The following is a 24,185-nucleotide window of genomic DNA, read 5'->3' on the forward strand; positions in this document are numbered from 1 at the left end:
GAGCTAGATGCCCAACTTGTCGGCGAAGTTGCCACCTTCGAGACGATTCTTGACATCAACAAGGAATCGAGCCGCGTCAGCACCATCCACAATGCGGTGGTCGTAACTCAAGGCCAGGTACACCATTGAACGGATTCCGATTGAGTCACCATTCGCATCGCTGATGACAACGGGTTTCTTCGTGACTATTCCTGTGCCCAAAATGGCTGACTGCGGGAGGAAAACTATCGGGGTATCGAACAGCGCGCCACGTGAACCCGTGTTAGTCAGCGTGAACGTACCACCGGAAAGCTCGTCAGGAGTGAGCTTGTTATCGCGGGTTCGTTGCGCCAGATCCGCAATCTCCTTCGCGAGACCTGCAAGGTCAAGCGAGGCGGCATCGCGGATCACGGGCGTAAGAAGTCCTCGCTCGGTGTCGACAGCAATGCTGATATTTTCCTGCGCCGGGTACACAATCGAGTTGTCTTCGATTGTCGCGTTGATAATCGGAATCGACGTAAGTGCTTCGGCTGCAGCAAGGGCAAAGAACGGCAGGAAAGAAAGCTTCGTTCCGGTCTTCTCGAGGAACTCGTCTTTCACCGATTTGCGGTAGTTGGCAACGGCAGTGACATCGACCTCTACTACAGATGTGAGCTGCGCCGAAGACTGCATCGAAATTACAGCGCGTTCGGCAATCACCTTGCGCAGGCGCGACATCGGAACTGTCGTTCCTCGGAGCGCTGAGATCTCGCGAGCGGCGGGTGCGGCAGCAGCAGCGCCGGACGCTTCCGCTGGCGCTGACTTCTCACTGGCCTCAAGAACATCCTGCTTGCGAATGCGACCGCCAACACCGGTACCGGTGATTGTGCTCAGGTCGACACCGCGCTCATTGGCGAGCTTGCGAACGAGAGGCGTGAGGTAGCCAGCTTGTGAGTCGTCCGAATCCGAGTGGTCAGAATCTGAAGGATCGCTGGTACCTGATTCATCCGCTTGTGCGGTGGGCGCAGCGGACTCCGGTGCTTCGGCGGGGGCATCCTTCGCAAGTGCCGGTGTAGGTGCCGGTGCAGGTGCAGTTTCGGCCCCTGCTGGCTCGGGGGCGGGAGCTTCGGTGGATGGCTCGTCAATCTTTTCGGCAGCCGGTGCAGCTTTTTCTTCAGCCGCGGGCGCAGCAACTTCAGTTGCAGCAGCTTCAGGCGCAGCAGCTTCAGACGCAGCTTCCGCAGCCGCAGGCTCGTGCTCGGCAGCGGGGGCGGCATCCGAACCACCCGATCCGTCACCGATCTTTACCAGTGCAGTGCCGACCTCAACTGTCTCATCTTCGGCAACCAAAATCTCTTCGATGACGCCAGCAACGGGAGAGGGAATCTCCGTGTCGACCTTGTCCGTCGAGACTTCGAGCAGGGGCTCGTCAACCTCTACACGATCGCCGACCTGCTTAAGCCAGCGGGTCACCGTGCCCTCGGTGACACTCTCGCCGAGTGCCGGAAGGTTAACGGATTCACTCATCAGTACTGCTCCTTTGTGATGATTGTCATCAATAGCTTAGTTCCGTAGTTGAGATGAGGCCTAGACCGCGTGAAGCGGCTTGCCTGCCAGTGCAAGGAATGCCTCGCCGAGCGCCTCGTTTTGAGTGGGGTGGGCGTGCAATAGCGGCGTGATGTCTTCTGGGTGCGCTTCCCAGTTGACAATCAGTTGCGCTTCACCGATTTGTTCCCCGACGCGTGCGCCGATCATGTGGACACCGATCACGGGGCCATCGACGACGCGAACAACTTTGATGGATCCTGCGGTGCCAATGATCGAACTCTTACCGTTGCCACTCAGGTTGTAGTCGTAAGCCTTGACCTTGTCAGCACCGTGGAGCTCGATCGCCTTTGCTTCTGTAAGGCCGACCGACGCAACTTCGGGATTGCTATAAGTGACCTTCGGAATGTGGAGGTCGTCAATCACGATCGGCTTGAGACCGGCGAGTTCTTCAGCGACGAAGATTCCGTGCTGGAACCCACGGTGCGCGAGCTGGAGGCCGGGAACAATGTCGCCGACGGCGTAGACACCTTCCACGTTGGTGGCGAGTCGATCGTTGGTCAACACGAAGCCGCGATCCATTTCAACGCCCACTTCTTCGAATCCGAGACCTGCTGTTGACGGACCGCGCCCAACGGCGACGAGAAGAAGCTCAGCTTCGACAGTCTCACCGTTTTCGAGCGTAACGACCACCCCGTCGTCATTCTGTTCGACGCTCTTGAACCGCACGCCGGTGTGGAATTTAATGCCACGACGACGGAACGCTCGCTCGAATTGCTTACTTACCGATTCGTCTTCGGCCGGGACCAAGTGGGGGAGACCCTCGATGATCGTTACGTCGGTGCCCCAACTTTTCCAGATGCTGGAGAATTCGACTCCGATTACGCCGCCGCCAAGAACGGCTACCTTCTTGGGAACAAAGTCGAGCTCGAGAGCCTGCTCGGAGGTGATGACGCGGCCGCCGATGTCAAGGCCCGGCAGTGAACGCGAGTACGAACCCGTAGCAAGAACGATGTTCTTGCCGACGACGGTCTCGTCGCCAACCTGAACGGTGTTGGGTGCTACCAGCTTGCCTTCACCCTCAATGACGGTGATCCCGCGCATTTTGATGAGACCTTGGAGCCCCTTGTATTTACTGTCAACGATGTCTTGGCGGTACTTCGTTACCCCGGCGATGTCGATGCCCTCGAGGGTGGCTGTGACGCCATACTTCGCGGATTCCCGAGTAACGTCAGCAACTTCTGCCGAATGCAGTAGTGCTTTCGTCGGGATGCACCCCACGTGCAGACAGGTGCCGCCGAGCTTGCCCTTCTCGATCAACCCGACGGTCATGCCTAGTTCGGAGGCGCGCAATGCGGCTGCGTAGCCACCGCTTCCTCCACCAAGAACGACAAGATCAAAATTGTGCTCAGCCAATACAGCAGCTCCTTTGAAAGGAAATTGTTGGCCGGCCCGCAGAGTGTGTCACGGTGCGACCGGATGGTGCGGAAAAATACCGCATAAAAAAACCTTACTACGGTCGAGAAAATTCCTCGGCCAGTTCAATGAGTGTTCTCACACCGATTCCGGTAGCGCCCTTTCCCACATAACCCCAGCCCGTGCCACGGTTGTCAGACGGGCCAGCGATATCGATGTGCGCCCAAGGAATGGTTTCGCTGCTCCCAGCGCGCTTGCCGACAAAGTCTTTAAGGAAGGCGGCAGCGATAAGCATGCCCGCGGCTGTATTGCCAGCCTTGATATTCGCAATGTCGGCGATATCAGATGCGAGCATGGGGCGTAGTTCAGGACTGATGGGCATTGGCCAGAACGGCTCACCAACTCGATCGGCGACGGCGACTATCTGGTTGACGAGTTCTTTATCGCCCATGGTGCCCGCATAGCGGTTTCCGAGAGCAACCACAGCGGCACCGGTGAGTGTTGCAATGTCAACGATTGCGTCGGGGTTCTCCTCACTTGCAGCAACTAGCGCGTCAGCCATGACGAGCCGACCTTCCGCGTCGGTATTGAGAACCTCCACGGTCTTACCGCCGCGAATAGTCAGCACATCGTTCGGTCGAATCGCGGTACCTGATGGCATGTTCTCCGCGAGGCAGAGCCAGGCGGTGAGTCGAACCTTAGTGCCGAGTTTTGCGCATGCCTCAACCACGGACATCACCGTTGCTGCACCGCTCATATCGAACTTCATGCCGATCATGCCGAGACCTGGTTTGAGTGAAAGCCCGCCAGAGTCGAACGTGATTCCCTTGCCGACGAGAGCGAGGTGCTTCGTCGCTCCCGGTGGGTTGTAGCTCAGCTTAACGAGACGTGGCCCCCTGCTCGATCCTTGGCCGACACCGAGGATGCCCCCAAATCCGCCCTCGTGAAGTTCTTTCTCCGCAAGTACTTCTACCTCAACATTGTCGAGGGCTGCAAGCTCGCTAGCTCGATCGGCAAAGGTTGCTGGGTAGAGCTCGCGAGGAGCCTCATTGACAAGATCACGAGTCACATGGGTTGCCCGGGCAATGATCGCGGCCCTTTCCACCAGTGCGGCATCGTCGATTGGACTGACTACCGTGATGTCGGTGGCAAGAACCTTTGCCGCTTCTGGCTTGGTTGAGCGGTACACATCATAGGAATAGGCGCCGATCGCAGCGCCTTCGAGTACTGCCAGTGTGTCGTCCCGTGAATCGGATCCCAGGGCCAAGGCAATGCGAGCGGCTCCGCGCAATTGGCGCGCAGCTGACCCGGCGGCGTACCGCAATACTTCTGCGGTGCGATCTTTGTCGCCGAGCCCGATAAAGGCCACGGCCGGTGCCCCGATTCCGGATGCGGGAATGCGGTGCAGCTCGTCTTGGCCGCCCGTTGCACCCACGATACTCAGGGCCGCAGCGAACGAAGCGAGCTCGGCTGAGGTGTCAACGAGTTGCGGTCCAGATTCGGTTTTCACTACTCCGATGACGAGTACGTCGGCGTCAATCTGTGATGCGGGAAGGGTGGACAAGTGCAGAGTAGCAACGGTCATCCCACCATGATATCGAGCATCTAGCTGCATGTTCGCTAGCAGCTTGACGTTGTGCACCGTAAACCGCGGGATGCTGGCGTGCGCACGATTAGAATTGTTGCATGAGAGATCCTGCCGGCTTATATGACATCGTGACCGATGTCGCCGACGTGCCCCGCGGACTCCCGCTCGTGGCTGGGCTCACCGGTTTTGCTGATGCTGGCGGAGCGGTCAGCCAGCTCAGCCAGTACCTCCTCGACACGCTGGAACGTACTCCTGTTGTCGCATTCGACAACGATGCCCTCCTCGACTACCGCGCTCGACGCCCAACGATCTACTTTGACCAAGATCATTTGAGTGACTATCGGCCCGCGAGACTTGAGCTGTATTTGGCAAAAGATGAACTGGGCCAACCCTTTCTCCTTCTCACGGGCTATGAGCCCGACTTCCAATGGGAACGATTCTCGGCAGCCGTTCTGCGGCTTGTCGAGAAATTCGACGTCAAGTCCACTACCTGGGTTCACGCGATCCCGATGCCGGTCCCGCACACAAGAAGTATTGGCGTGACTGTGAGCGGCAATCGCCGGGAGCTAATCGACTCCCTGTCAGTGTGGAAGCCGCATACTCAGGTTCCTGCCAACGCGATGCATCTCATCGAGTTTCGACTGCAGGAGCTGGGGCATCCGACCACCGGGTTCGTTTTGCTCATCCCACATTACTTAGCCGATACAGAATGGCCGTCCGCGGCCGTGGCTGCGCTTGAAAGCGTCAGCGCCGCAACGGGCCTCATTTTCCCCACCGACAGGCTTCGTGAAGATGGCCGCGAATTTGTGGCCAAAATCGATAGTCAGGTCGAAAGCAATCAGGAACTCGCGAGACTCGTGGGCACCCTCGAAGAGCGTCACGACAACTACATGCAAGATAACCCGATGCGGTCGCCGCTTACGGACGAAGACGGCGAACTTCCTTCCGCCGATGAAATCGCAGCTGAACTGCAGAAGTTCCTTGCTATTCGACGTGCAGGAGATGATGACAGCACCACGTAACTGCCCTCCTAGCGTTGGTTTTTGACACCTAAAAAGCGTGGCATAATAGTGCTAAGACCCGGTCTTGTTCTAGATCCGTTTTGCCTCGTGCAGCGCATCAAGTTACTTGACATGGGTCTTAGTACTGCCCGAAAACCTCGGAAAGGTGTTGAGATGGCGACCGGAACAAAGGCTGCGGAGTCCGCAACCGCACCAGATAAAGCTCCCGCTAAGGCTGCAGCACGCACGAAAGCCGCCACAACGGCAGACGAAGCGTCGACAGCGACCGATAGTGCAGAGAGCATCACCACAAAGCCGGCCGCCGAGAAGCCGGCCGCCAAGAAGCCAGCCGCCAAGAAAGCAGCGACGACGAAGTCGACCGCCGAATCGGCTACGGCAAAGAAGGCCGCCGCAGCTAAGAAGCCCAGCACGAAGGCGCCAGCCAAAGCACCAGCGAAGACCAAGAAGGCCGCGGCATCCACCGTGGACATCGTCGAGGTGGACGCCGACGACGAGTCGAAAGACGACGACCAAGAAGAAAAGTCGACCAGTAAAGATGAAGCCCTGCCAACAGGTGCGCTAGTACTTTCGCTGGTTGATGACGAGGATGATGTTCCTGTCTATTCTGCAGCGATTACCGGAGCCACGGCTGACCCCGTCAAGGACTACCTGAAGCAGATCGGTAAAGTCGCACTGCTCAACGCAGCTCAAGAAGTTGAACTTGCGATGCGCATCGAAGCGGGACTATTCGCCGAAGACAAGCTCGCCGACATGACATCAGCAGAGGTCCGTTCTACTCTCGGTCGTGAACTGCAATGGGTCTCCAAAGACGGCCAGCGTGCAAAGAGCCACCTGCTTGGTGCGAACCTTCGACTGGTGGTTTCCCTTGCGAAGCGGTACACAGGCCGTGGAATGCAGTTTCTTGACCTAATTCAGGAGGGAAACTTGGGCCTGATCCGTGCCGTCGAGAAGTTCGACTACACGAAGGGCTTCAAGTTCTCCACCTACGCCACATGGTGGATCCGCCAGGCAATCACTCGCGCCATGGCCGATCAAGCTCGCACGATCCGCATCCCCGTGCACATGGTTGAAGTGATCAACAAGCTCGCTCGTGTTCAGCGTCAGATGCTTCAGGATCTGGGTCGCGAACCCACCCCAGAAGAGCTTTCCCGCGAACTAGATATGACTCCCGAGAAGGTAGTTGAAGTTCAGAAGTACGGCCGTGAGCCGATCTCGCTGCACACACCCCTTGGCGAAGACGGCGATAGCGAGTTTGGTGACCTCATCGAGGACACCGAGGCTGTTGTTCCGGCGGATGCTGTCGGATTCACGATGCTGCAGAAGCAACTAGAGAGTCTTCTTGATTCGCTCTCGGAGCGCGAAGCTGGAGTAATCCGCATGCGCTTCGGCTTGGGCGACGGAATGCCCAAGACTCTTGATCAGATCGGTGACACGTTCGGCGTGACCCGCGAACGCATCCGTCAGATCGAGTCGAAGACGATGGCCAAGTTGCGTCACCCTTCACGGTCACAGTCACTGCGCGACTACCTCGAATAGGTCGATAATGGGTGCTCAAGCGAACGATGGTAAGAGCCTTACCGTTCAGGTTGATGGAGTCGTTTACGAACGGCTTCCCATCAAGACTCGGTTGGTGGTTCGTGACGACGACATCGTGCAGGTGGTGTCGGAGTACGCAGCAAGTGTCGTGCGCGATGGCGACATTCTCTTTGTGACCGAAAAAATCATCGGAATCACACAGGGTCGCGCGTACCCAATCGACGAAATTGTGCCGCGCAAACTCGCGACAACGCTCTCTAAATACGTCACGAAAACTTCACACGGTATCGGCCTGGGAATGCCGGAGACGATGGAGATGGCCCTTCGCGAATGCGGTACTCCACGCATCCTGCTCGCGGCAGCCGTCGCGGCTGTGTCGAAAGCGCTGGGGCGTCGTGGCGACTTTTATCGCATTGCTGGTCCGAAAGCTCGCGCCATTGATGGACCGACCAAAAATACTATCCCGCCGTACGACTCCCACGTCGTGCTCGGGCCTGCGCGACCGGATGGTGTCGCAACGGACATTGCGCGGGCGCTCGGTGGATCGCTGACGGTATCTGTTGTCGACATTAATGACTTTGGCGGAAACATTCTGGGGTCCACCGACAAGACGACAAACAAGCTAGTGCTGCAGGTACTGAAAGACAATCCGCTGGGACAGGACCATCAGAGCACGCCGCTGGGTGTCATCCGTCGTACAGGCTAGGTTTAGCGTGCACGGCAGCCGGCGCGGGTATCAGAAGTCGCGGATATCAGAAGTCGATGACTTCCCGGAATTTTGGCAGTAGTCCGGTTTTGATTCCGGTTAGGCTCGGCTTCATCTGAAAAACACCCGTGTTGTAGTTCCCCTCAATAATTGCCGGACCGCTGGGCGAAATCGCGATGTCCCAACCCACGTACGGGATTTGCGGGATAACACGTGCCACGGTGTCGAGCGTGCTGAGAACTTCGGTGTAGAGCGGAACCTGAAACCCGATGATGGGTGTTCCGGTTTGAGGGTGTTCGGTAAACGTGTTGGCAAACTTATCGAACGCTCCGAAAGGCGCGATTCCCGTTTTCTCATCGAGAACGGTGTACATGCCGCCGCGGCCATAATTGTCGACGTCGGCGCCGTTACCCATTCGCAGCACCGCCTCGAGCACGTGTACATCCGCTCCGTCGAAGAAGGTGATCATGCGCAGCGAATTAACACTTGTTGGGCATAGAGCTGACATGCCTGGGTGCTGTTGGATGAACGCTTCAACCAAGAATTGACGGTTTTCCATTAGCTGGCGATAGAGCGCGTGGGCGTCAACAAGCTCCGCACCGGAATGTTTTTCGATTCCCGCGCCACTCATACTGTCGACGACTTTGACCATGATGGGATCATGGGATCTGACGAACTCGACAAAGTCAGCCTCGCTCGCTGTTCGGAGATCGAGCCAATCACGCCCAAGCCACTCGTCAAACGTCGCGTTGAACGTTGGCTTATCGAAGAAACGCTCACGAAACTCACGTTGGTTGTATTTGACGACGATGGAATTTGCGTTCCCGCTGGTAATCCATGTGCGCCGTTCAGCCCGGCTGAGCACAGTGAACTCGAACTCTTCATAGTCGAGATAACCCGCCTGGTAAACGAGCGAACACCAAACCATATCGAGAAGAATGAGGACCGTAGGGGTGCGGCTGCGCACGCTGATTGCGCGTGCCACCGCAAGCATGTTGGAAACGTTCAATGACCTCAGACGAGACACATAGTGTCTGATTCGCTTCACGGTTCTCCCACGTGGCTCACACCGAAACGCGTGCCGGTAACAAGCCCACTGGCCGCGGACTAAACGGTTCGTCCAGCAGTCAATCGACTCGACTCATCGACCCAGTTGAGAGCCGTCGGGAGCAGTTTCTCTTTAAATTTCGCTCCGTGGTGTGCACAAAAGAGGAGATCGCCACTGGCGAGCGTTGCGCGGACGTATGCCTGAGCACCGCAGCTGTCACAGCGGTCAAGGGCCGTGAGGGTGTAGTCCATCTCATCGACTGTGGTGTCTTCTGCAGCGGTGTGCGACATGGCCTACTCCTTCTACTTGGCGGTGGTTAATCCGTACACCTATACAAGCATGCGCACCTGCGGATTGTTCCTACATCAGGGGCATTTCGCTCAGCGCGTACGAGAACTAGTCACCGTGGCTTACGGCAAGGCGTTGGGTGTTGTTAAGCGGCAACGTCGTGTGGAGAACGTACTCTTTAACCAGTTCTCCCGTCGTCAAACTCTAGGAGCGCATCATCGCGAGCTCTGACTATTCAGCCCGTCACCTTTCCGTACTGGAAGGGCTCGAGGCCGTTCGCAAGCGTCCGGGCATGTACATCGGCTCCACTGACTCCCGTGGACTGATGCACTGCCTCTGGGAGATCATTGACAACTCCGTCGATGAGGCTCTAGATGGGCATGGTTCGGAGATCAGCGTAATTCTGCACGCCGATGAGAGCGTCGAGGTTCGAGATCGAGCGCGCGGTATTCCGGTGGATATTGAACCCAAGACAGGTCTCTCCGGTGTCGAGGTTGTTTTCACGAAGCTTCACGCGGGGGGAAAGTTCGGTTCTGGTTCCTATGCGGCGTCCGGTGGGCTCCATGGAGTTGGCGCTTCAGTCGTGAATGCGCTATCGGAACGACTTGATGTTGAGGTCGACCGTGATGGTAAGACGTGGGCGATGTCCTTCCATCGCGGCGAGCCGGGCACGTTCGCTGATTCTGGGGCCCCAACGCCGGATGCGCCGTTCACGCCGTTTGTGTCTGGCAGTGAGCTGCGGGTCGTCGGGAAGGTTCCCAGAGGGCGTACCGGAACTCGCGTTCGCTACTGGGCTGATCGCCAGATTTTCACCAAGGGTGCCGCGTTCCAATCAGATGAAATGATTGACCGACTGCGCCAAACTGCTTTCCTCGTGCCCAATCTCAGACTCAACGTGTCTGACGAACGGGGCGCGGAGCCTCATTATGAGAGTTTTGCGTTCCAGGGAGGAATTTCAGAATTCGTGGAGCACCTCGCGGTCGATCCGCCGATCACCGACACCTGGCGCCTGACTGGTTCTGGGGGCTTCACGGAAAGTGTGCCCGTCTTGCAAGAGAACGGTCACATGGTATCCACCGAGGTCTCGCGCGACTGCGCAGTGGATGTTGCCCTGCGGTGGGGGACAGGCTACGAAACAATCGTCAAAAGTTTTGTGAACATTATTGCGACGCCGAAGGGCGGAACGCACCTTGCGGGCTTCGAGCAGAGCTTGCTTAAATTCCTGCGCACCGAGACCGAAAAGAATTCGCGTCGTTTGAAGCTTGGCAACGACAAGCTTGACAAAGACGACGTGCTTGCAGGGCTCACCGTCGTGTTGACTGTGCGTCTGCCCGAGCCTCAGTTTGAGGGTCAGACCAAGGAGATCCTCGGAACACCCGCCGTCCGTGCAATCGTCGCCAAGGTTGTGACGGCAGCTCTTGCCGAAAAATTCTCTTCACCCAAGCGAGACGACAAGGCGCAGTCTTCGCTGGTGCTCGACAAGGTTGTCGCCGAGATGAAGTCTCGGATTTCTGCCCGCGCCCACAAAGAGACTCAGCGTCGAAAGAATGCGCTTGAGAGTTCTAGCTTGCCCGCGAAGCTTGTGGATTGTCGTTCCAGTGACGTGGCCAACAGTGAACTTTTCATCGTGGAGGGCGACTCGGCACTCGGCACGGCAAAACTGGGCCGCGATAGTGAATACCAAGCGTTGCTGCCTATTCGCGGCAAGATTCTCAACGTTCAAAAGGCTTCGATAAGTGACATGCTTTCGAACGCTGAATGTGCATCGATTATCCAGGTGATTGGTGCCGGTTCAGGTCGCAGCTTCGATTTGACTGCGGCGCGCTATGGCAAAGTCATCATCATGGCCGACGCAGATGTCGACGGTGCCCACATTCGCACCCTGCTGCTCACGCTCTTTTTCCGTTACATGCCCGACATGATTCGGGATGGTCGCGTCTATGCGGCAGTTCCGCCGCTGCATCGGGTCGTGGTTCTGAATCCCGGTTCGAAACCCAACGAAACGATCTACACCTACTCCGAGAAGGAACTCAACGCGGTGCTTGCCGGGCTCAAAAAATCGGGCAAACGGTTTCAGGATCCTATCCAGCGTTATAAGGGCTTGGGGGAGATGGATGCAGATCAGCTGGCGACCACAACTATGGATCGCAACAACCGAGTTCTTCGCCGCGTAAACATTTCAGATGCCGAACAAGCGGGATCCGTCTTCGAACTGCTCATGGGCAATGAGGTTGCCCCGCGCAAGGAGTTCATCATTCAGGGGCAGGGTCTTGACCGGGACCGCATCGATATTTAGCTCTCCTGGGCAGCTCAAGTGCCTGCGCGCCGAACTTCTCTCACTGGCTTCGGCTACGGAGTTGTTCCGACCGAGCCAATCACGGTGTCGAGGGGGGTTCCTGAAGCGTCACGTTTGGTCATTTCTTTGGGAAGTTGGCGCGCGACCCCATCGGGCGCGACAGCAGTCGCAGGGGCTTCACCGGCCCATCCCAGCGTAAGAACATCCTCTCCCCTCAGCAGCGAATGAGCGCGCACACCACCGGTGCCCCGCCCCTTTGACGGGAACTGATCGAACGCGCTCATTTTTGCTCGACCAGGGTCGGTTCCCGCGATTGTCGAACTCGATCCCGATATGGTTACCGCGACAGTTTCGGCGTCGGCGGCAACAGAGCCGAAAAAGATAACGCTTGCGCTGGCATCCAAACGGATTCCTGCCATTCCGCCGGCGGTCAGTCCCTGGGGGCGCACGGCGGACGCAGCGAAGTGGAGCAATTGTGCGTTCGACGTGATGAAGGTCAGCTTGTCTTCGTCAGTACCCTGGCCAGCGCCGATCACCTCGTCGCCATCCTTGAGCGTGATGACGTCAAAATCGGGTTTAGACGGCCACAAACCGGGCGATACACGCTTGACGGTGCCCAGGCGAGTGCCTAGGGCAATGGGCTGACTGCTGTCGAGCGACACGAGTGCAAGAACCTTTTCCGCGTTATCGATCGCCAGATACTCGTTAATCTTTGCGCCAGCACCGAGTTGCACGGAGCTCGAAGGCACGCTGGGTAGGTCAACTGCGGTAAACCGAATAATGCGGCCGCGATTGGTGATGGCCCCAACTTCGGCACGGCTCGTTGTGGTTATGCGCGAACGAATTGCGTCGTGCTTAGAGCGGCGAGGCGTCGCGAGTACGCTCCCATCGTCAGCGATACCCACCCGAATAACGCGGCCTGTGGTCGACAGGAGCACAATGCAGGGTTCGTCGGCAATTTCGAGAACGGGCAAATTTTTTCTTGCGGCCGAACGTGAAGTTGTTGCGATGGATGCCGGTGCCTCAGTCAGTAGAGTGCGCCGCGGAGTTCCAAATTTCTCGGCAACCTCTTCAAGCTCGTCAGAGACGAGGGCGCGAATGAGGTCCTTGTCAGCCAAAAGTGTTTCGAGCCGTGCAATCTCTGCGCGCAACTTGTCCGCTTCGGCTTCAAGCTCGATTCTGCTGAACTTGGTGAGGCGACGCAATCGGAGTTCGAGTATGTACTCTGCCTGCAGCTCGCTGAGGTCGAAGACTTCGCGCAAGCGGGTTCGGGCTTGATCGCTATCGTCGCTCTGACGAATGACTTGGATGACCTCGTCAATGTCGACGATGGCGATGAGCAGTCCTTCGACTAGGTGCAATCTCTCGCGGTGCTTATTGAGGCGGAAGGCAGAGCGGCGGGTAACGACTTGGAGTCGGTGCTTGAGAAAGACTTCGAGCAGTGATTTGAGTCCCAGCGTTTGCGGCCTGCCCTCGACGAGGGTGACCGCGTTAATGCTGAAGTTGTCTTCAAGAGGCGTGAGCCGATAGAGCTGTTCGAGTACGGCGTCAGGGCTAAAACCGGTCTTTATGCCGATGACGAGTCGAAGACCGTGGTTGCGATCGGTGAGGTCGGTGACATCGGAGATACCGACGATTTTCTTGGCGTTGACGCCGTCCTTAATCTTCTCGATGACGCGCTCGGGGCCCACTAGGTAGGGAAGTTCGGTAACAACGAGACCCATCTTGCGTGCCGTAATAGATTCAACGGACACCTTCGCCCGTGTCTTGAACGCGCCGCGACCACTAGCGTAGGCATCTTTGATTCCGGCGAGGCCGATGATTTTACCGCCGGTGGGAAGGTCAGGGCCGGGAACGAACTGCATGAGTTCTTCCAGAGATGCGTCGGGGTTTGCGAGCAGATGGCGTGCTGCTCCCACGACCTCGATGAGGTTGTGGGGTGCCATGTTGGTCGCCATTCCGACTGCGATCCCACTGGCACCATTCACGAGCAGATTGGGGAACGCCGCCGGGAGCACCTCGGGTTGCGTCGTTGAGTTGTCGTAGTTCGGCACGAAATCGACGACGTCCTCGTCGAGATCATCCGTCATGGCGATCGCCGAGGCTTGAAGCCGTGCCTCGGTGTATCGAGGTGCAGCAGGACCGTCATCCAGCGAACCAAAATTGCCGTGACCGTCAATGAGCGGCACGCGCAGAATGAAGCTCTGGGTCAGACGCACCATAGCGTCGTAGATAGACGCATCACCGTGGGGGTGCAATTTTCCCATAACATCGCCGACGACGCGCGAAGACTTAACGTGCCCTTTTTCAGGCCGCAGCCCCATTTCGCTCATTTGGTACAGAATGCGACGCTGCACCGGCTTGAGCCCGTCGCGGGCGTCAGGGAGCGCGCGCGAGTAGATCACGGAGTAGGCGTACTCCAAAAACGATCCCTGCATTTCGGTTGTGACATCGATGTCTTCGATGCGTTCGCCGGCGGGGGAGTCTGAGCTGGGTTTAGTGGGAGTAGCCATAGGATTGCCCTAATGTTACCGGCGCTCAACCCAGACTCAGCGAACCTCACCGATGTGTTGGCAAGTTCCCTTCACGCGATCACTGGCGAGGCCAACCGGCTGAGCTTGCCGCCGGTAAAACATGCCGTTGTATTGCTCGTCGATGGGCTGGGCGCACACAGCCTCAAGGCCCGGGCCGGTCACGCTCGCGCGCTCAGTTCGGCCTTCACCAAGCACGCGGTGATCCAGTCGGGGTTTCCGACGACCACAGCGTCAGCGATTGCCAGCCTCACCACTGGCGCTCGCGCGGGCCAGCACGGTTTGGTCGGTTATAGCGCTCTCGATACCGTGAACGACCGGGTTCTCAATCAACTTTCGGGATGGGATTCACGGCTTGATCCGGCCACCTGGCAGCGCATCCCGACCCTCTTCGAGCGCGCTGTCGAACGTGGGCATACTGCGGTTGCTGTCGGTGCCGCCCGCTACCGAGATTCCGGGTTTACCCGTGCGGTGTTGCGCGGAGCCAAGTACCTCGCCGCCGGATCGCTCGCAGAACGATTGCGTACCGCTGTTGCGGTTGCTGGTTCGAGCGATGCTGCATCAATCACCTACGTTTATGCGCCCGAACTCGACATGGCCGGGCACGCTCACGGTTGGCAGTCGCCTCAGTGGACCCATGCACTAGAAGCTTTGGATTCTGCGGTGGCTGGGGTTCTCGGTCAGCTTGCCACCGACCAGGGCATGCTGGTGACCGCCGATCACGGAATGGTCGACGTCCCTGCTCACGCCCACGTACTTTTCGACACGACTCCGGAACTGATGCTGGGTATCAAGCACATCGCGGGCGAACCGCGCTGTCTTCAACTTCATCTCTCACCCGAGTTGGGGCCGGACCAGCGGGCGCACGTGCTGGACCGTTGGCGCGATACAGAAGAGCATCGCTCGTGGGTTGTGAGCCGCGACGAGGCTGTTACCGCGGGGTGGTTTGGTGACGTCGATGCTGCCGTCGCACCACGCATCGGCGACATTATCGTCGCTGCTCGCAAAGCAATTGCTTACTACGATTCGCGTTCAGCGACCAACAATGGACGACTCATGGTCGGTCAGCACGGTTCATGGTCCGACGACGAGGTGCGGGTTCCGCTACTCCGGTTTGGTGCCTTCGCTCAGTTAGGGAGTGCGTAAGCGTGTGCGTGGACCGTGAGGCGAGCCCAACGATCAGGCGGCATCCATTCGAATCGTTCAAGAGATCTGACGCGGATGACGGCTCCAGAAGTTTTTCAGGCTCTCGCGCGCCTAAGCGGGATCATCATCTGGTTTGGTCCCAAAAACGATGTCATCCCAGCTGGGCATCGCTGCACGACCTTTGCGCGATCGTGAGATCGGCTGAGGCTCAGTAGCTCGCGGTGGTGCAGGAGCCTCGTGACGTTCTTCGGCGGCCGGAGGGTCGAGGAGTCGCATCGACGATGGAGTTCTCGAAGTTGGAGTGTCATCACCTTCATCGGTGTCGAAATTGGCCGGTTCACGCTCACCACGTCGGCGCCGAAGTGCATCGAGGAGATCGGCCGTTTGATTGCCAACTCCGCCTTCGGACGCTCGATCGCGCATGACAGGCAACTCCGCGGATCGAGTGGGCGAAGGGTCATCGTCGATATCGTCGAGGTCGAAGGCGCCGCTATCGAACCGTGCGGCATCCGGCATGTTGTCGACCGGTGCGACTGCGCGAAGTCGGGGGATGAGTGCTCCCGTTGACTCGCCCTGTTGTGACAGCGTCTTGGCTTCGCTGTTGAGAGGGATCAGCGACTGGCGCTTGGGATCGAACTGCCACCGCGCATCGTGGTCGATATCGTTGGCGGCGAAGGCGAGCTTGACTACCCAGCCAGTTTCGGGATCTTTCCAACTTGCCCAGCGCTCGTCTGCCGCCCGTAGCTCACCGAGACGCTCACGTATTGCCGACCCGAAGGTACGCGAGGAAGTAAGCGAATCGGTTTCTCCTGTGACATGCACAGAGACACCGAGCGCGGATTTGATGACAAACTCCCGCTCCGCCATCACGGGGCCCTCGAATCGCAAAATGTGTTCGAGTTCAGCTCCGGTCACGTTTGCGACGTCTTGAGCCGACATGCCAGCACGAATGTGTGCCTGAATCTCGCGCGGAGCAATTTTGCGGCCGGAGCTGGATTGACCGCGGCTCTGGCGCAGTCGCGACTGCAGCACGCTATCAACGGCAAGGCGGTACTGTGTGCCGTCAGTGTCTGAAACGATCAGTGCACCGTCGTGTACTTCGACTACTCGAAGGTCTTCCATGGTGAACTCCTCCCGCCCTCACGATTCCGCTTTAGGATGACACGAAAAAACTACAAAACGTGGGAATAACACACCTCCGATCGCAGTTGTCTCAGGCACTGCACAGTGGTGCAGATTCGGCGGTTTGCAATTCGGCTCGCTTTCATGCAAACTGTGCCCGCCGATTCCGGTGATTCAACGTAAAACAGAAGTGGATGGGCATGGCCACCGACTACGACGCACCTCGTAAGACCGACGACGACTCCGAGTCGATCGAGGCTCTTAAAGAGCGTGTTCCAGACAAGATGTCGGGCTCGGTTGATGTCGACGATTCAGACAACCCTGCGAACTTTGAACTCGCAGGGGCAGACCTCTCTGACCTCGACCTCGATGTGGTTGTTCTGCCTCCCCAGGCCGACGAATTCACCTGCGTAAATTGCTTCCTCGTGAAGCACCGCTCGCAGGTCGACCACAGCACCAAGCTCGGCGCTATTTGTTTGGAGTGCGCAGCTTAGCCTTCACGATCGCTTCGCTCAGCAACTCGGGAGTGCGGCTCGACAACAACCAATAGGGTGTCGGGTCGCTCTCATCGAGGATTTCTAGCTTTGCGACCGCGGAAACCCAACCCCGGATTAGCAGCCACGCACGCGCATCAAGGCGCTGTCCGCGTTCGAGGGTGGCCTCTGCACCGTCAAAGGTCAAAACCGTGCCGATGGTAGCAATCGGTAGTCGTGCTTTCCCGGCGCGAAGTTCCGTCTCATCAACCTCGATGGTGGGTGCTGAAGCCAACAGGAACAGCACTATGCCGCCATACAGAATGGCAGCGGTGATGTAGCCCGCAATGATATTTATTGGCATGAAGACCAAAATGCTTGCGGGAATGGTGAGAGCGGTGCTCAAGTACAACCACGCGGTTGGCCACAAACGTTCACGGTAGATAATCACTTCTCCATTACACACTGATTTTGTTGTCTGCGTTGCGAGCTCACGGCACTTCTGCACTAGCCTCGACTCGTGGTTGACAACGTTGAGGTACTTATCTCCGGGGGACAAGTGCCGCAGTATGCCCACCCCGGCGATGCTGGCGCAGACCTGTACGCAGCGAGCAGTCACACGCTCGCTCCGGGCGAACGAGGCACTGTTGCCACCGGGGTATCGCTGGCACTTCCCGACGGGTATGTCGCTTTTGTTGTTCCCCGTAGCGGGCTGGCGGCGCACCATGGCATCACAGTGGTGAACAGCCCTGGAACCGTGGATGCTGGCTATCGCGGGGAAATTCGTGTCACTTTGCTAAATACTGATGCAGCATCCACTTTCGAAATCGAGCCGGGCGATAGAATCGCGCAACTGATCGTTATGCCGGTGTCCCGAGCTCGTTTTGTCCCGGTTTCGACACTTCCCGGCAGTCATCGCGGTACCTCAGGCTTTGGCTCGACTGGATTCCGTGCAGATTCAACCCAACAAGGAGCTAGTTCGTGAGCGACACCACAGAATCTCTTGAACCTCAAGATCATCCCAAGTCCGCACCGGAGAACCGTTCTAGCGACGGTCCGCTCGATGAGAGCGAAGCCAATGCGGTTCGGCCCTACGTGGACCTGGGAGGCGTGAAGATTTTGCCACGGGCGGAACTCCATTTGCGCCTCGAAGTGGAAGAGGCGAGCAAGCGCGTGGTTGCTGTTGGACTTGATTACTCCGGTTCGACTCTTCAGATTCAACCATTTGCCGCGCCGCGCTCCAGCGGGCTCTGGCACGAGATTCGTGAACAGATTATCGATCAGGTGAAAACTCAGGGAGGAACAACAAAGGTTTCCGAGGGTCCATTCGGCCCAGAAGTTTTTGCCGAGATTCCGGTGGCCGGTGGCAAGCCAGAAGAAAAACGCACCGCTCGCTTTGTTGGCGTCGACGGGCCGCGGTGGTTCTTGCGCGGTGTAATTGCCGGTGACGCTCTCGCCAGTGCGGATTCGGCGGGCAAAATTGAGGACCTGTTCCGTTCCATTGTGGTGGTTCGGGGCAACACGCCGATGCCCCCGCGCGATCTGATCCCGCTTCATATGCCGGCGACGGGTGAGAAAGTAACCCAGGCGTGAGCTCGACCGACGACGCGCCTGAGGCGGTCAATAAAGCTTCGTCTCCGCCAGAACCGTCTGTCCGTGAAGCATTAGAGACGGCCGCGCGCCGATCAGCGGTAGGTCAAGTGGCCCCGGGGGAAACCCCCACTGCCGGTGCGCTGCTTACGGCGATGGGCGGAATCCGAGGGCTCATCGAATCGATCGTGCCGGGACTGAGCTTCTTGGTCATTTTCACACTGACTCAGCAACTGATGATCTCGGTCGTCGTTCCCGTGATTGTGTCGCTAGTATTCGTGGCTGTTCGGCTGGTTTCTCGCACTCCAGTTGCTTCGGCCCTTGTTGGAGTGCTCGGCGTTGCACTTTCGGCGGGACTTGCTCTGATTACGGGACGCGCTGAAGACAATTTTCTTCTTGGCTTCGTTATCAATGCGGTGTTCCTTGCCGCAATTGTCGTCAGTCTGATTGCACGCAGGCCGCTGGTCGGAGTGATTGCTTCCCTCGTCGTGAGCGAGGCGAATGACTGGCGTGAAGACAAAGCAAAGTTCCGCGTGGCTCTCATCGCGACGTTCGTCTGGGCCGGACTGTTCGCCGTGCGGCTTGCGGTTGAGGTGCCACTGTACTTTGCGCAGGCGACTCAGGCATTAGCCACGATGAAGCTGCTCTTGGGTGTCCCGTTGTATGCGGCTGTGCTGTGGGTGACGTGGTTGCTGATGCGCGCGGCTTACAGCAATCGAGCATCCGAGTAGTCCGTGACTGTTGCCGTGGCAACTCAGTGCGTGGTGAGCAATAGTGTATATTTATCTTGACATCAAGATACTTTGGGCTTCGAGCGCAATCTACACACCGCGAATCAGCCTTTAGGCTTACCTTGCTGGATGCAGTGCACGCTCCGCGCAAGGATTAACGAACCGTAGCAAGGGAGATGACAGTGTCGACAGTCAATAGTTTTGGGTCGAAAGACACGCTCACAGTCGGATCAACCGACTACGAGGTGTTCCGCATCGACAAGGTGGCGGGGTACGAAAAACTGCCATTCAGTCTTAAGGTGTTACTCGAAAACCTCCTTCGCACAGAAGATGGAAAGAACGTCACTGAAGCGCACATAAGGTCACTGAGCTCGTGGGTTCCTAGTGCTGAGCCGGATACCGAGATCCAGTTCACGCCCGCACGTGTTGTCATGCAGGACTTCACCGGGGTTCCCTGCATTGTTGACCTCGCGACCATGCGCGAGGCCGTTGCAGAACTAGGTGGAGACCCCACCAAAATCAACCCTCTTGCCCCGGCCGAGCTTGTGATCGACCACTCGGTGATCGCCGACCTCTTTGGCAGCGCAGATGCTCTCGAACGCAACGTCGAACTCGAGTATGAGCGCAACGGCGAGCGCTACCAGTTCCTGCGCTGGGGACAGTCAGCCTTCGATGACTTCAAGGTTGTTCCTCCCGGAACCGGAATCGTTCACCAAGTGAACATCGAGCACCTTGCGCGCGTTACGTACACGCGTGAAGTCAACGGCAAGACTCGCGCTTTCCCTGACACTCTCGTCGGCACCGATTCGCACACCACAATGGTCAACGGCCTCGGAGTTCTTGGATGGGGCGTTGGCGGCATCGAGGCTGAGGCAGCGATGCTTGGCCAGCCCGTCTCGATGCTCATCCCTAAGGTTGTCGGCTTCAAGCTGAGCGGATCAATCCCCGCCGGCGTCACCGCAACCGACGTCGTTCTCACGATCACCCAGATGCTCCGCTGGCACGGTGTCGTCGGCAAGTTTGTGGAGTTCTACGGTGAAGGCGTCGGTGCAGTGCCTCTCGCCAACCGCGCCACCATCGGAAATATGAGCCCCGAGTTCGGATCCACCGCCGCAATGTTCCCGATTGACGACGTCACACTCGACTACCTGCGCCTCACGGGCCGCAGCGAAGAGCAAGTCAATCTCGTCGAGGCGTACTCAAAGCTGCAGTCTCTCTGGCACGACCCCAGTGTTGAGCCCAACTACAGCGAGTACCTCGAGCTCGACCTCGGGACTGTTGTTCCGTCGATCGCCGGACCCAAGCGTCCGCAAGACCGTGTCGAGCTGACCAATGCAAAGAGCCAGTTCGAGATCGATCTCAACAACTACGCATCGACGGATCACTCCAAGGTCGATGCCGCAGTTGAAGGCACCTTCCCGGCATCCGACCCCATTGGCCTGACGCCACAGGATGAAGATTCGGCGCACGAGCGTTCGCACAGTCACCCCAGTCACGCGCCATCCACCGCCTCGAAGCCCACCTCGGTGAGCGTTGATGGCGGAGACTCCTTCACGATTGATCACGGCGCGGTTGCGATCGCAGCGATCACGTCGTGCACCAACACGTCGAATCCGTCCGTGATGCTCGCTGCTGGCCTTCTGGCCCGTAACGCTGCAGCAAAGGGATTGAAATCGAAGCCGTGGGTCAAGACGACACTGGCGCCTGGCTCAAAGGTAGTCACCGACTATTACGCGAAGTCGGGGTTGGACGTCTCGCTTGAGGCGCTCGGCTTCTATACCGTCGGTTATGGCTGCACCACGTGTATCGGTAACTCCGGGCCGCTCGAGGACGAGATTTCTGCGGCGATCAACGAGAACGATCTCGCTGTCACCGCGGTTCTCTCCGGTAACCGCAACTTCGAGGGTCGCATCAACCCTGACGTGAAAATGAACTACCTCGCGAGCCCGCCGCTCGTTATTGCTTATGCACTCGCCGGGTCGATGAACTTCGACTTTGGTAGCGACGCACTCGGCCAAGATCAGGACGGCAACGATGTCTTCTTGAAGGACATCTGGCCCGACGCATCCGAAGTTCAGGCCACGATCGACTCGTCAATTGACCGTGACATGTTCATCCACGAGTACGCGGGCGTGTTTGATGGCGATGAACGCTGGCAGAACCTATCGACGCCGACCGGGTCCACCTTCGAGTGGGATGACGAGTCGACCTACGTTCGCAAGCCTCCGTACTTTGACGGTATGACCATGGAGATCACGCCGGTCAGCTCGGTCACCGGCGCTCGCGTTCTTGCTAAGCTCGGCGACTCGGTGACGACTGACCACATCAGCCCCGCTGGTTCGATTAAGGGAGATAGCCCGGCCGGCCAGTACTTGACTGAGCACGGCATCGATCGCAAGGACTTCAACTCCTACGGTTCGCGTCGTGGAAACCACGAAGTAATGATTCGCGGAACGTTCGCGAACATTCGCCTCAGGAACCAGCTGTTGGATGGCGTTGAGGGCGGTTACACGCGTGACTTCACGACGCCGGATGCCGAGCAGTCGTTCATTTATGACGCCGCTCAGAACTACGCGGCGCAGAATACTCCGCTGGTCGTGCTGGGCGGCAAAGAGTATGGGTCGGGTTCGTCGCGTGACTGGGCTGCGAAAGGTACGAGCTTGCTGGGAGTCAAGGCCGTCATCTGCGAGAGTTTTGAGCGTATTCACCGCTCAAACCTGATCGGTATGGGCGTTCTTCCACTGCAGTTCCCCGAAGGACAATCATGGGAGTCGCTGGGTCTCGATGGAACTGAGAGCATCAGCATCTCGGGGGTCGAAGAGCTCAACGACGACCGCATCCCCGGCACGCTGCATGTAGTAGCTGAGCCGACCGCGCACTCACCTGCCGGCAAGTTAACGGTGGAGTTCGATGCGAAGCTTCGTATCGACACCCCGGGTGAAGCGGACTACTACCGCAATGGCGGAATCCTGCAGTACGTTCTGCGTTCACTCGTCTAAGGAGAAGCCCGTTTGTCAGGGGCGCGTGTCGAGAGCATTGGCTCTCGACACGCGCCTTGTGCGTTCAGCTGAATATCAATTGCGATGCCGCAAAACCTCATGCACATTTGTTCACGAGCTCACAAAAACGCCTAGACTCTTGCTATGAATTTACTCGCGGGAATCACTGGTCCCCGAGATCTTGATGGTCTCTCCACCGGCCAGCTCACCGAGCTAGCCCAAGAGATTCGTGAATTTCTCATCGAGAATGTCTCGCGCACGGGGGGGCATTTAGGGCCCAATTTGGGCGTTGTGGAGTTGACGACGGCCATTCACCGCGTCTTCGATTCACCACACGATGCCATTGTTTTCGACACCGGCCATCAGAGCTACGTGCACAAAATTCTCACCGGTCGAAAAAACTTCGGAAGACTGCGTTCTGAAGGAGGTCTTGCTGGCTACCCTCAGCGCTCAGAGTCCGAGCATGACATCGTCGAAAGCTCCCACGCCTCCAGTTCCCTTTCTTGGGCAGACGGCATCTCTCGCGCTTTCGAAATGACGGGCCAGGGGGATCGTCACGTCGTTGCTGTGGTCGGTGATGGTGCTTTGACCGGCGGGATGACATGGGAGGCACTCAACAACATCAGCGACGACAACAGCCGCAAGCTCATCATCGTTGTCAACGACAACGGTCGCTCATACGCCCCAACGATCGGTGGAGTGGCCCACTTTCTCAATAGCGTGCGCACTCGTCGCTCCTACCGTTCACTGCACAGCTCAAGCGAACGCTTCTTCGGTGCGTTTGGTGGGCCTGGCCGCGCACTTCACCGCGGAATCCGCGGTGGTGCGCACGGTTTTCTTTCGCGTTTCAGCAACAATGAAGCACTCTATTCGAACTTGGATATCAAGTATCTCGGTCCCGTACACGGTCATGACATCGCGGCGCTCACCGAGGTGCTTGAACAGGCGAAATCTCATGGCGCACCGGTCATCGTGCATGCGATCACTGAGAAAGGCCGTGGCTATCAACCGGCCATTCTCGACGTTGCCGACCAGTTTCACGCTGTTGGACAAATTGATCCCGTGTCGGGCGAGCCAATTCAGGTCGGAGGAGCGGCCTCATGGACCTCCGTTTTCTCTGAAGAGATCGTTGCCCTTGCCGATGAAAACCCACGATTGGTAGGGATTACCGCCGCGATGCTGCGCCCGACAGGGCTTCACCAGTTTGCAGAGAAGTATCCGAAACGTGTGCATGACGTGGGCATCGCGGAACAGCACGCAGTGACCTCTGCCGCGGGCCTGGCGTACGGCGGTTTACATCCTGTAGTCGCGCTCTATGCAACATTCATGAATCGCGCTTTTGACCAGGTGCTGATGGACGTGGCGCTGCACCGCGCTGGGGTCACTTTCGTGCTCGACCGCGCGGGGGTCACCGGGCCCGATGGTGCGAGTCATCACGGCATGTGGGATCTGGCGCTTCTCCAGGTCGTTCCCAACATCCGTATCGCCGCGCCCAGAGACGCCCCGCGACTGCGTGAGGAGCTGGGAGAGGCGGTCGCGGTGGATGATGCCCCGACCGTTATCCGGTTCGCCAAGGGAATGGTGGGAACCGAATTCGATGCGGTGCGTCGAACGGAGGACGGCGTCGATGTACTTCGAGAAGATGAGCAACACGACGTACTCATCGTCACCGTGGGCTCGATGGCTAAGACCGGTCTTCAGGTGGCCGAATCCCTTGCAGCACAGGGTATTGGGGCTACGGTAATCGACCCGCGATGGGTCGTACCCGTTGCTCAGAGCGTCATTGACTTCTCGGCAGAACACCGCATCGTGATCACCATCGAAGATGGGGTGCGGGTCGGAGGGATCGGAACCCGCATCCGTCAGGACATGCGAGCTCAGGGCGTCGACACAGCGGTGAACGAGCTCGGGTTGCCGGCGGAGTTCCTTGACCACGGCAGTCGTGACTACATTCTCGACCAGGTCGGGCTCACGCCTCAGCATATTGCTCGCGATGTCGTAGCGCAGGTTCTCGGAAGTAAGATTCCGATTGCGCGGCCACTCAGCGGTGTTGACGCTCAGGAATTCTCGATTCCTGCCGAACGCGGCTAGACAGCGACGCACACTCACAGCGGGCACTCGTCACAAAGAGGCTCGGGCAAGAAACTGTCTAGACCGAGCCTCTTTCGTTGACGCCTAAAGCAGGCGACT

The 24,185-nt window shown here is 58.0% G+C and carries 19 protein-coding genes; 11 read left to right on the top strand and 8 right to left on the bottom strand.

The window, feature by feature from the left end; genetic code table 11:
- Nucleotides 1–3: 3 nt before the first annotated feature.
- The 3 genes from sucB to FB472_RS13850 form a co-directional block, all read right to left on the bottom strand.
- Nucleotides 4–1,485 carry a 2-oxoglutarate dehydrogenase, E2 component, dihydrolipoamide succinyltransferase gene (gene sucB / locus FB472_RS13840; protein WP_141991375.1) on the bottom strand — a complete coding sequence of 494 codons (1,482 nt, stop codon included), beginning with the start codon at nt 1,483–1,485 and terminating at the stop codon, nt 4–6.
- Between the two features lie 60 nt (nt 1,486–1,545).
- Nucleotides 1,546–2,919 (bottom strand): dihydrolipoyl dehydrogenase, encoded by a 1,374-nt coding sequence (gene lpdA / locus FB472_RS13845; protein ID WP_141991376.1) that lies wholly within the window; start codon nt 2,917–2,919, stop codon nt 1,546–1,548.
- A gap of 97 nt (nt 2,920–3,016) precedes the next feature.
- Nucleotides 3,017–4,504 carry a leucyl aminopeptidase gene (locus FB472_RS13850; RefSeq protein ID WP_170192105.1) on the bottom strand — a complete coding sequence of 496 codons (1,488 nt, stop codon included), beginning with the start codon at nt 4,502–4,504 and terminating at the stop codon, nt 3,017–3,019.
- A 101-nt stretch (nt 4,505–4,605) separates the two neighbouring features.
- Here FB472_RS13850 and FB472_RS13855 point away from each other — a divergent pair, with 101 nt between their 5' ends.
- The 3 genes from FB472_RS13855 (at nt 4,606) to FB472_RS13865 (ending at nt 7,771) form a co-directional block, all read left to right on the top strand.
- On the top strand, nt 4,606–5,529 hold the full coding sequence (locus tag FB472_RS13855) for a proteasome assembly chaperone family protein (RefSeq protein ID WP_141991378.1): 924 nt from the start codon (nt 4,606–4,608) through the stop codon (nt 5,527–5,529).
- A 153-nt stretch (nt 5,530–5,682) separates the two neighbouring features.
- Entirely contained in the window at nt 5,683–7,065 is a 1,383-nt protein-coding gene (locus FB472_RS13860; RefSeq protein WP_141991379.1) for an RNA polymerase sigma factor, read from the top strand.
- 7 nt (nt 7,066–7,072) lie between these two features.
- Nucleotides 7,073–7,771 (top strand): coenzyme F420-0:L-glutamate ligase, encoded by a 699-nt coding sequence (locus FB472_RS13865; RefSeq protein ID WP_141991380.1) that lies wholly within the window; start codon nt 7,073–7,075, stop codon nt 7,769–7,771.
- Between the two features lie 46 nt (nt 7,772–7,817).
- Here the strand turns inward: FB472_RS13865 and FB472_RS13870 are convergent, their stop codons facing one another.
- Nucleotides 7,818–8,780 carry a sugar-transfer associated ATP-grasp domain-containing protein gene (locus FB472_RS13870; RefSeq protein WP_246078246.1) on the bottom strand — a complete coding sequence of 321 codons (963 nt, stop codon included), beginning with the start codon at nt 8,778–8,780 and terminating at the stop codon, nt 7,818–7,820.
- A 98-nt stretch (nt 8,781–8,878) separates the two neighbouring features.
- The gene (locus FB472_RS13875; RefSeq protein ID WP_021809724.1) at nt 8,879–9,109 is read right to left on the bottom strand and encodes a DUF7455 domain-containing protein; all 231 of its coding nucleotides are present in this window, start codon (nt 9,107–9,109) and stop codon (nt 8,879–8,881) included.
- Nucleotides 9,110–9,324: 215 nt separating this feature from the next.
- Here FB472_RS13875 and FB472_RS13880 point away from each other — a divergent pair, with 215 nt between their 5' ends.
- Entirely contained in the window at nt 9,325–11,403 is a 2,079-nt protein-coding gene (locus tag FB472_RS13880; RefSeq protein ID WP_141991382.1) for a DNA gyrase/topoisomerase IV subunit B, read from the top strand.
- Nucleotides 11,404–11,456: 53 nt separating this feature from the next.
- Here FB472_RS13880 and FB472_RS13885 read toward each other — a convergent pair whose 3' ends face one another.
- Nucleotides 11,457–13,916, bottom strand: a complete 2,460-nt coding sequence (locus FB472_RS13885) for a DNA gyrase/topoisomerase IV subunit A (RefSeq protein WP_141991383.1) — start codon at nt 13,914–13,916, stop codon at nt 11,457–11,459.
- Nucleotides 13,917–13,928: 12 nt separating this feature from the next.
- On the opposite strand from FB472_RS13885, the gene FB472_RS13890 reads away from it, so the two are divergent.
- Nucleotides 13,929–15,080, top strand: a complete 1,152-nt coding sequence (locus tag FB472_RS13890) for an alkaline phosphatase family protein (RefSeq protein ID WP_141991384.1) — start codon at nt 13,929–13,931, stop codon at nt 15,078–15,080.
- A gap of 111 nt (nt 15,081–15,191) precedes the next feature.
- Here the strand turns inward: FB472_RS13890 and sepH are convergent, their stop codons facing one another.
- Complete coding sequence (gene sepH / locus FB472_RS13895; protein WP_141991385.1) at nt 15,192–16,202, bottom strand: septation protein SepH; 1,011 nt, start codon at nt 16,200–16,202, stop codon at nt 15,192–15,194.
- Between the two features lie 200 nt (nt 16,203–16,402).
- Between sepH and FB472_RS13900 the strand changes: the two genes are divergently transcribed.
- Complete coding sequence (locus FB472_RS13900; RefSeq protein ID WP_021809719.1) at nt 16,403–16,696, top strand: DUF4193 domain-containing protein; 294 nt, start codon at nt 16,403–16,405, stop codon at nt 16,694–16,696.
- Here FB472_RS13900 and FB472_RS13905 read toward each other — a convergent pair.
- Entirely contained in the window at nt 16,671–17,126 is a 456-nt protein-coding gene (locus tag FB472_RS13905; RefSeq protein WP_141991386.1) for a DUF3093 domain-containing protein, read from the bottom strand. The genes FB472_RS13900 and FB472_RS13905 overlap by 26 nt on opposite strands.
- Before the next feature lie 69 nt (nt 17,127–17,195).
- Between FB472_RS13905 and dut the strand changes: the two genes are divergently transcribed.
- The 5 genes from dut to dxs all read left to right on the top strand — a co-directional run bounded on the left by dut (nt 17,196) and on the right by dxs (nt 24,086).
- Nucleotides 17,196–17,660, top strand: coding sequence for a dUTP diphosphatase (gene dut / locus FB472_RS13910; protein ID WP_141991387.1), 465 nt, complete (start codon nt 17,196–17,198; stop codon nt 17,658–17,660).
- Nucleotides 17,657–18,268, top strand: a complete 612-nt coding sequence (locus tag FB472_RS13915) for a DUF3710 domain-containing protein (protein WP_141991388.1) — start codon at nt 17,657–17,659, stop codon at nt 18,266–18,268. Before dut ends, FB472_RS13915 begins: the two co-directional genes overlap by 4 nt.
- Nucleotides 18,265–18,996 (top strand): DUF3159 domain-containing protein, encoded by a 732-nt coding sequence (locus FB472_RS13920; RefSeq protein ID WP_141991389.1) that lies wholly within the window; start codon nt 18,265–18,267, stop codon nt 18,994–18,996. Before FB472_RS13915 ends, FB472_RS13920 begins: the two co-directional genes overlap by 4 nt.
- 182 nt (nt 18,997–19,178) lie before the next feature.
- Nucleotides 19,179–21,995 (top strand): aconitate hydratase AcnA, encoded by a 2,817-nt coding sequence (acnA, locus tag FB472_RS13925; protein ID WP_141991390.1) that lies wholly within the window; start codon nt 19,179–19,181, stop codon nt 21,993–21,995.
- Between the two features lie 144 nt (nt 21,996–22,139).
- Nucleotides 22,140–24,086 (top strand): 1-deoxy-D-xylulose-5-phosphate synthase, encoded by a 1,947-nt coding sequence (dxs, locus tag FB472_RS13930; protein WP_141991391.1) that lies wholly within the window; start codon nt 22,140–22,142, stop codon nt 24,084–24,086.
- Nucleotides 24,087–24,185: the final 99 nt, after the last annotated feature.

It is taken from the genome of Rhodoglobus vestalii, assembly GCF_006788895.1.
Classification (GTDB): domain Bacteria; phylum Actinomycetota; class Actinomycetes; order Actinomycetales; family Microbacteriaceae; genus Rhodoglobus; species Rhodoglobus vestalii.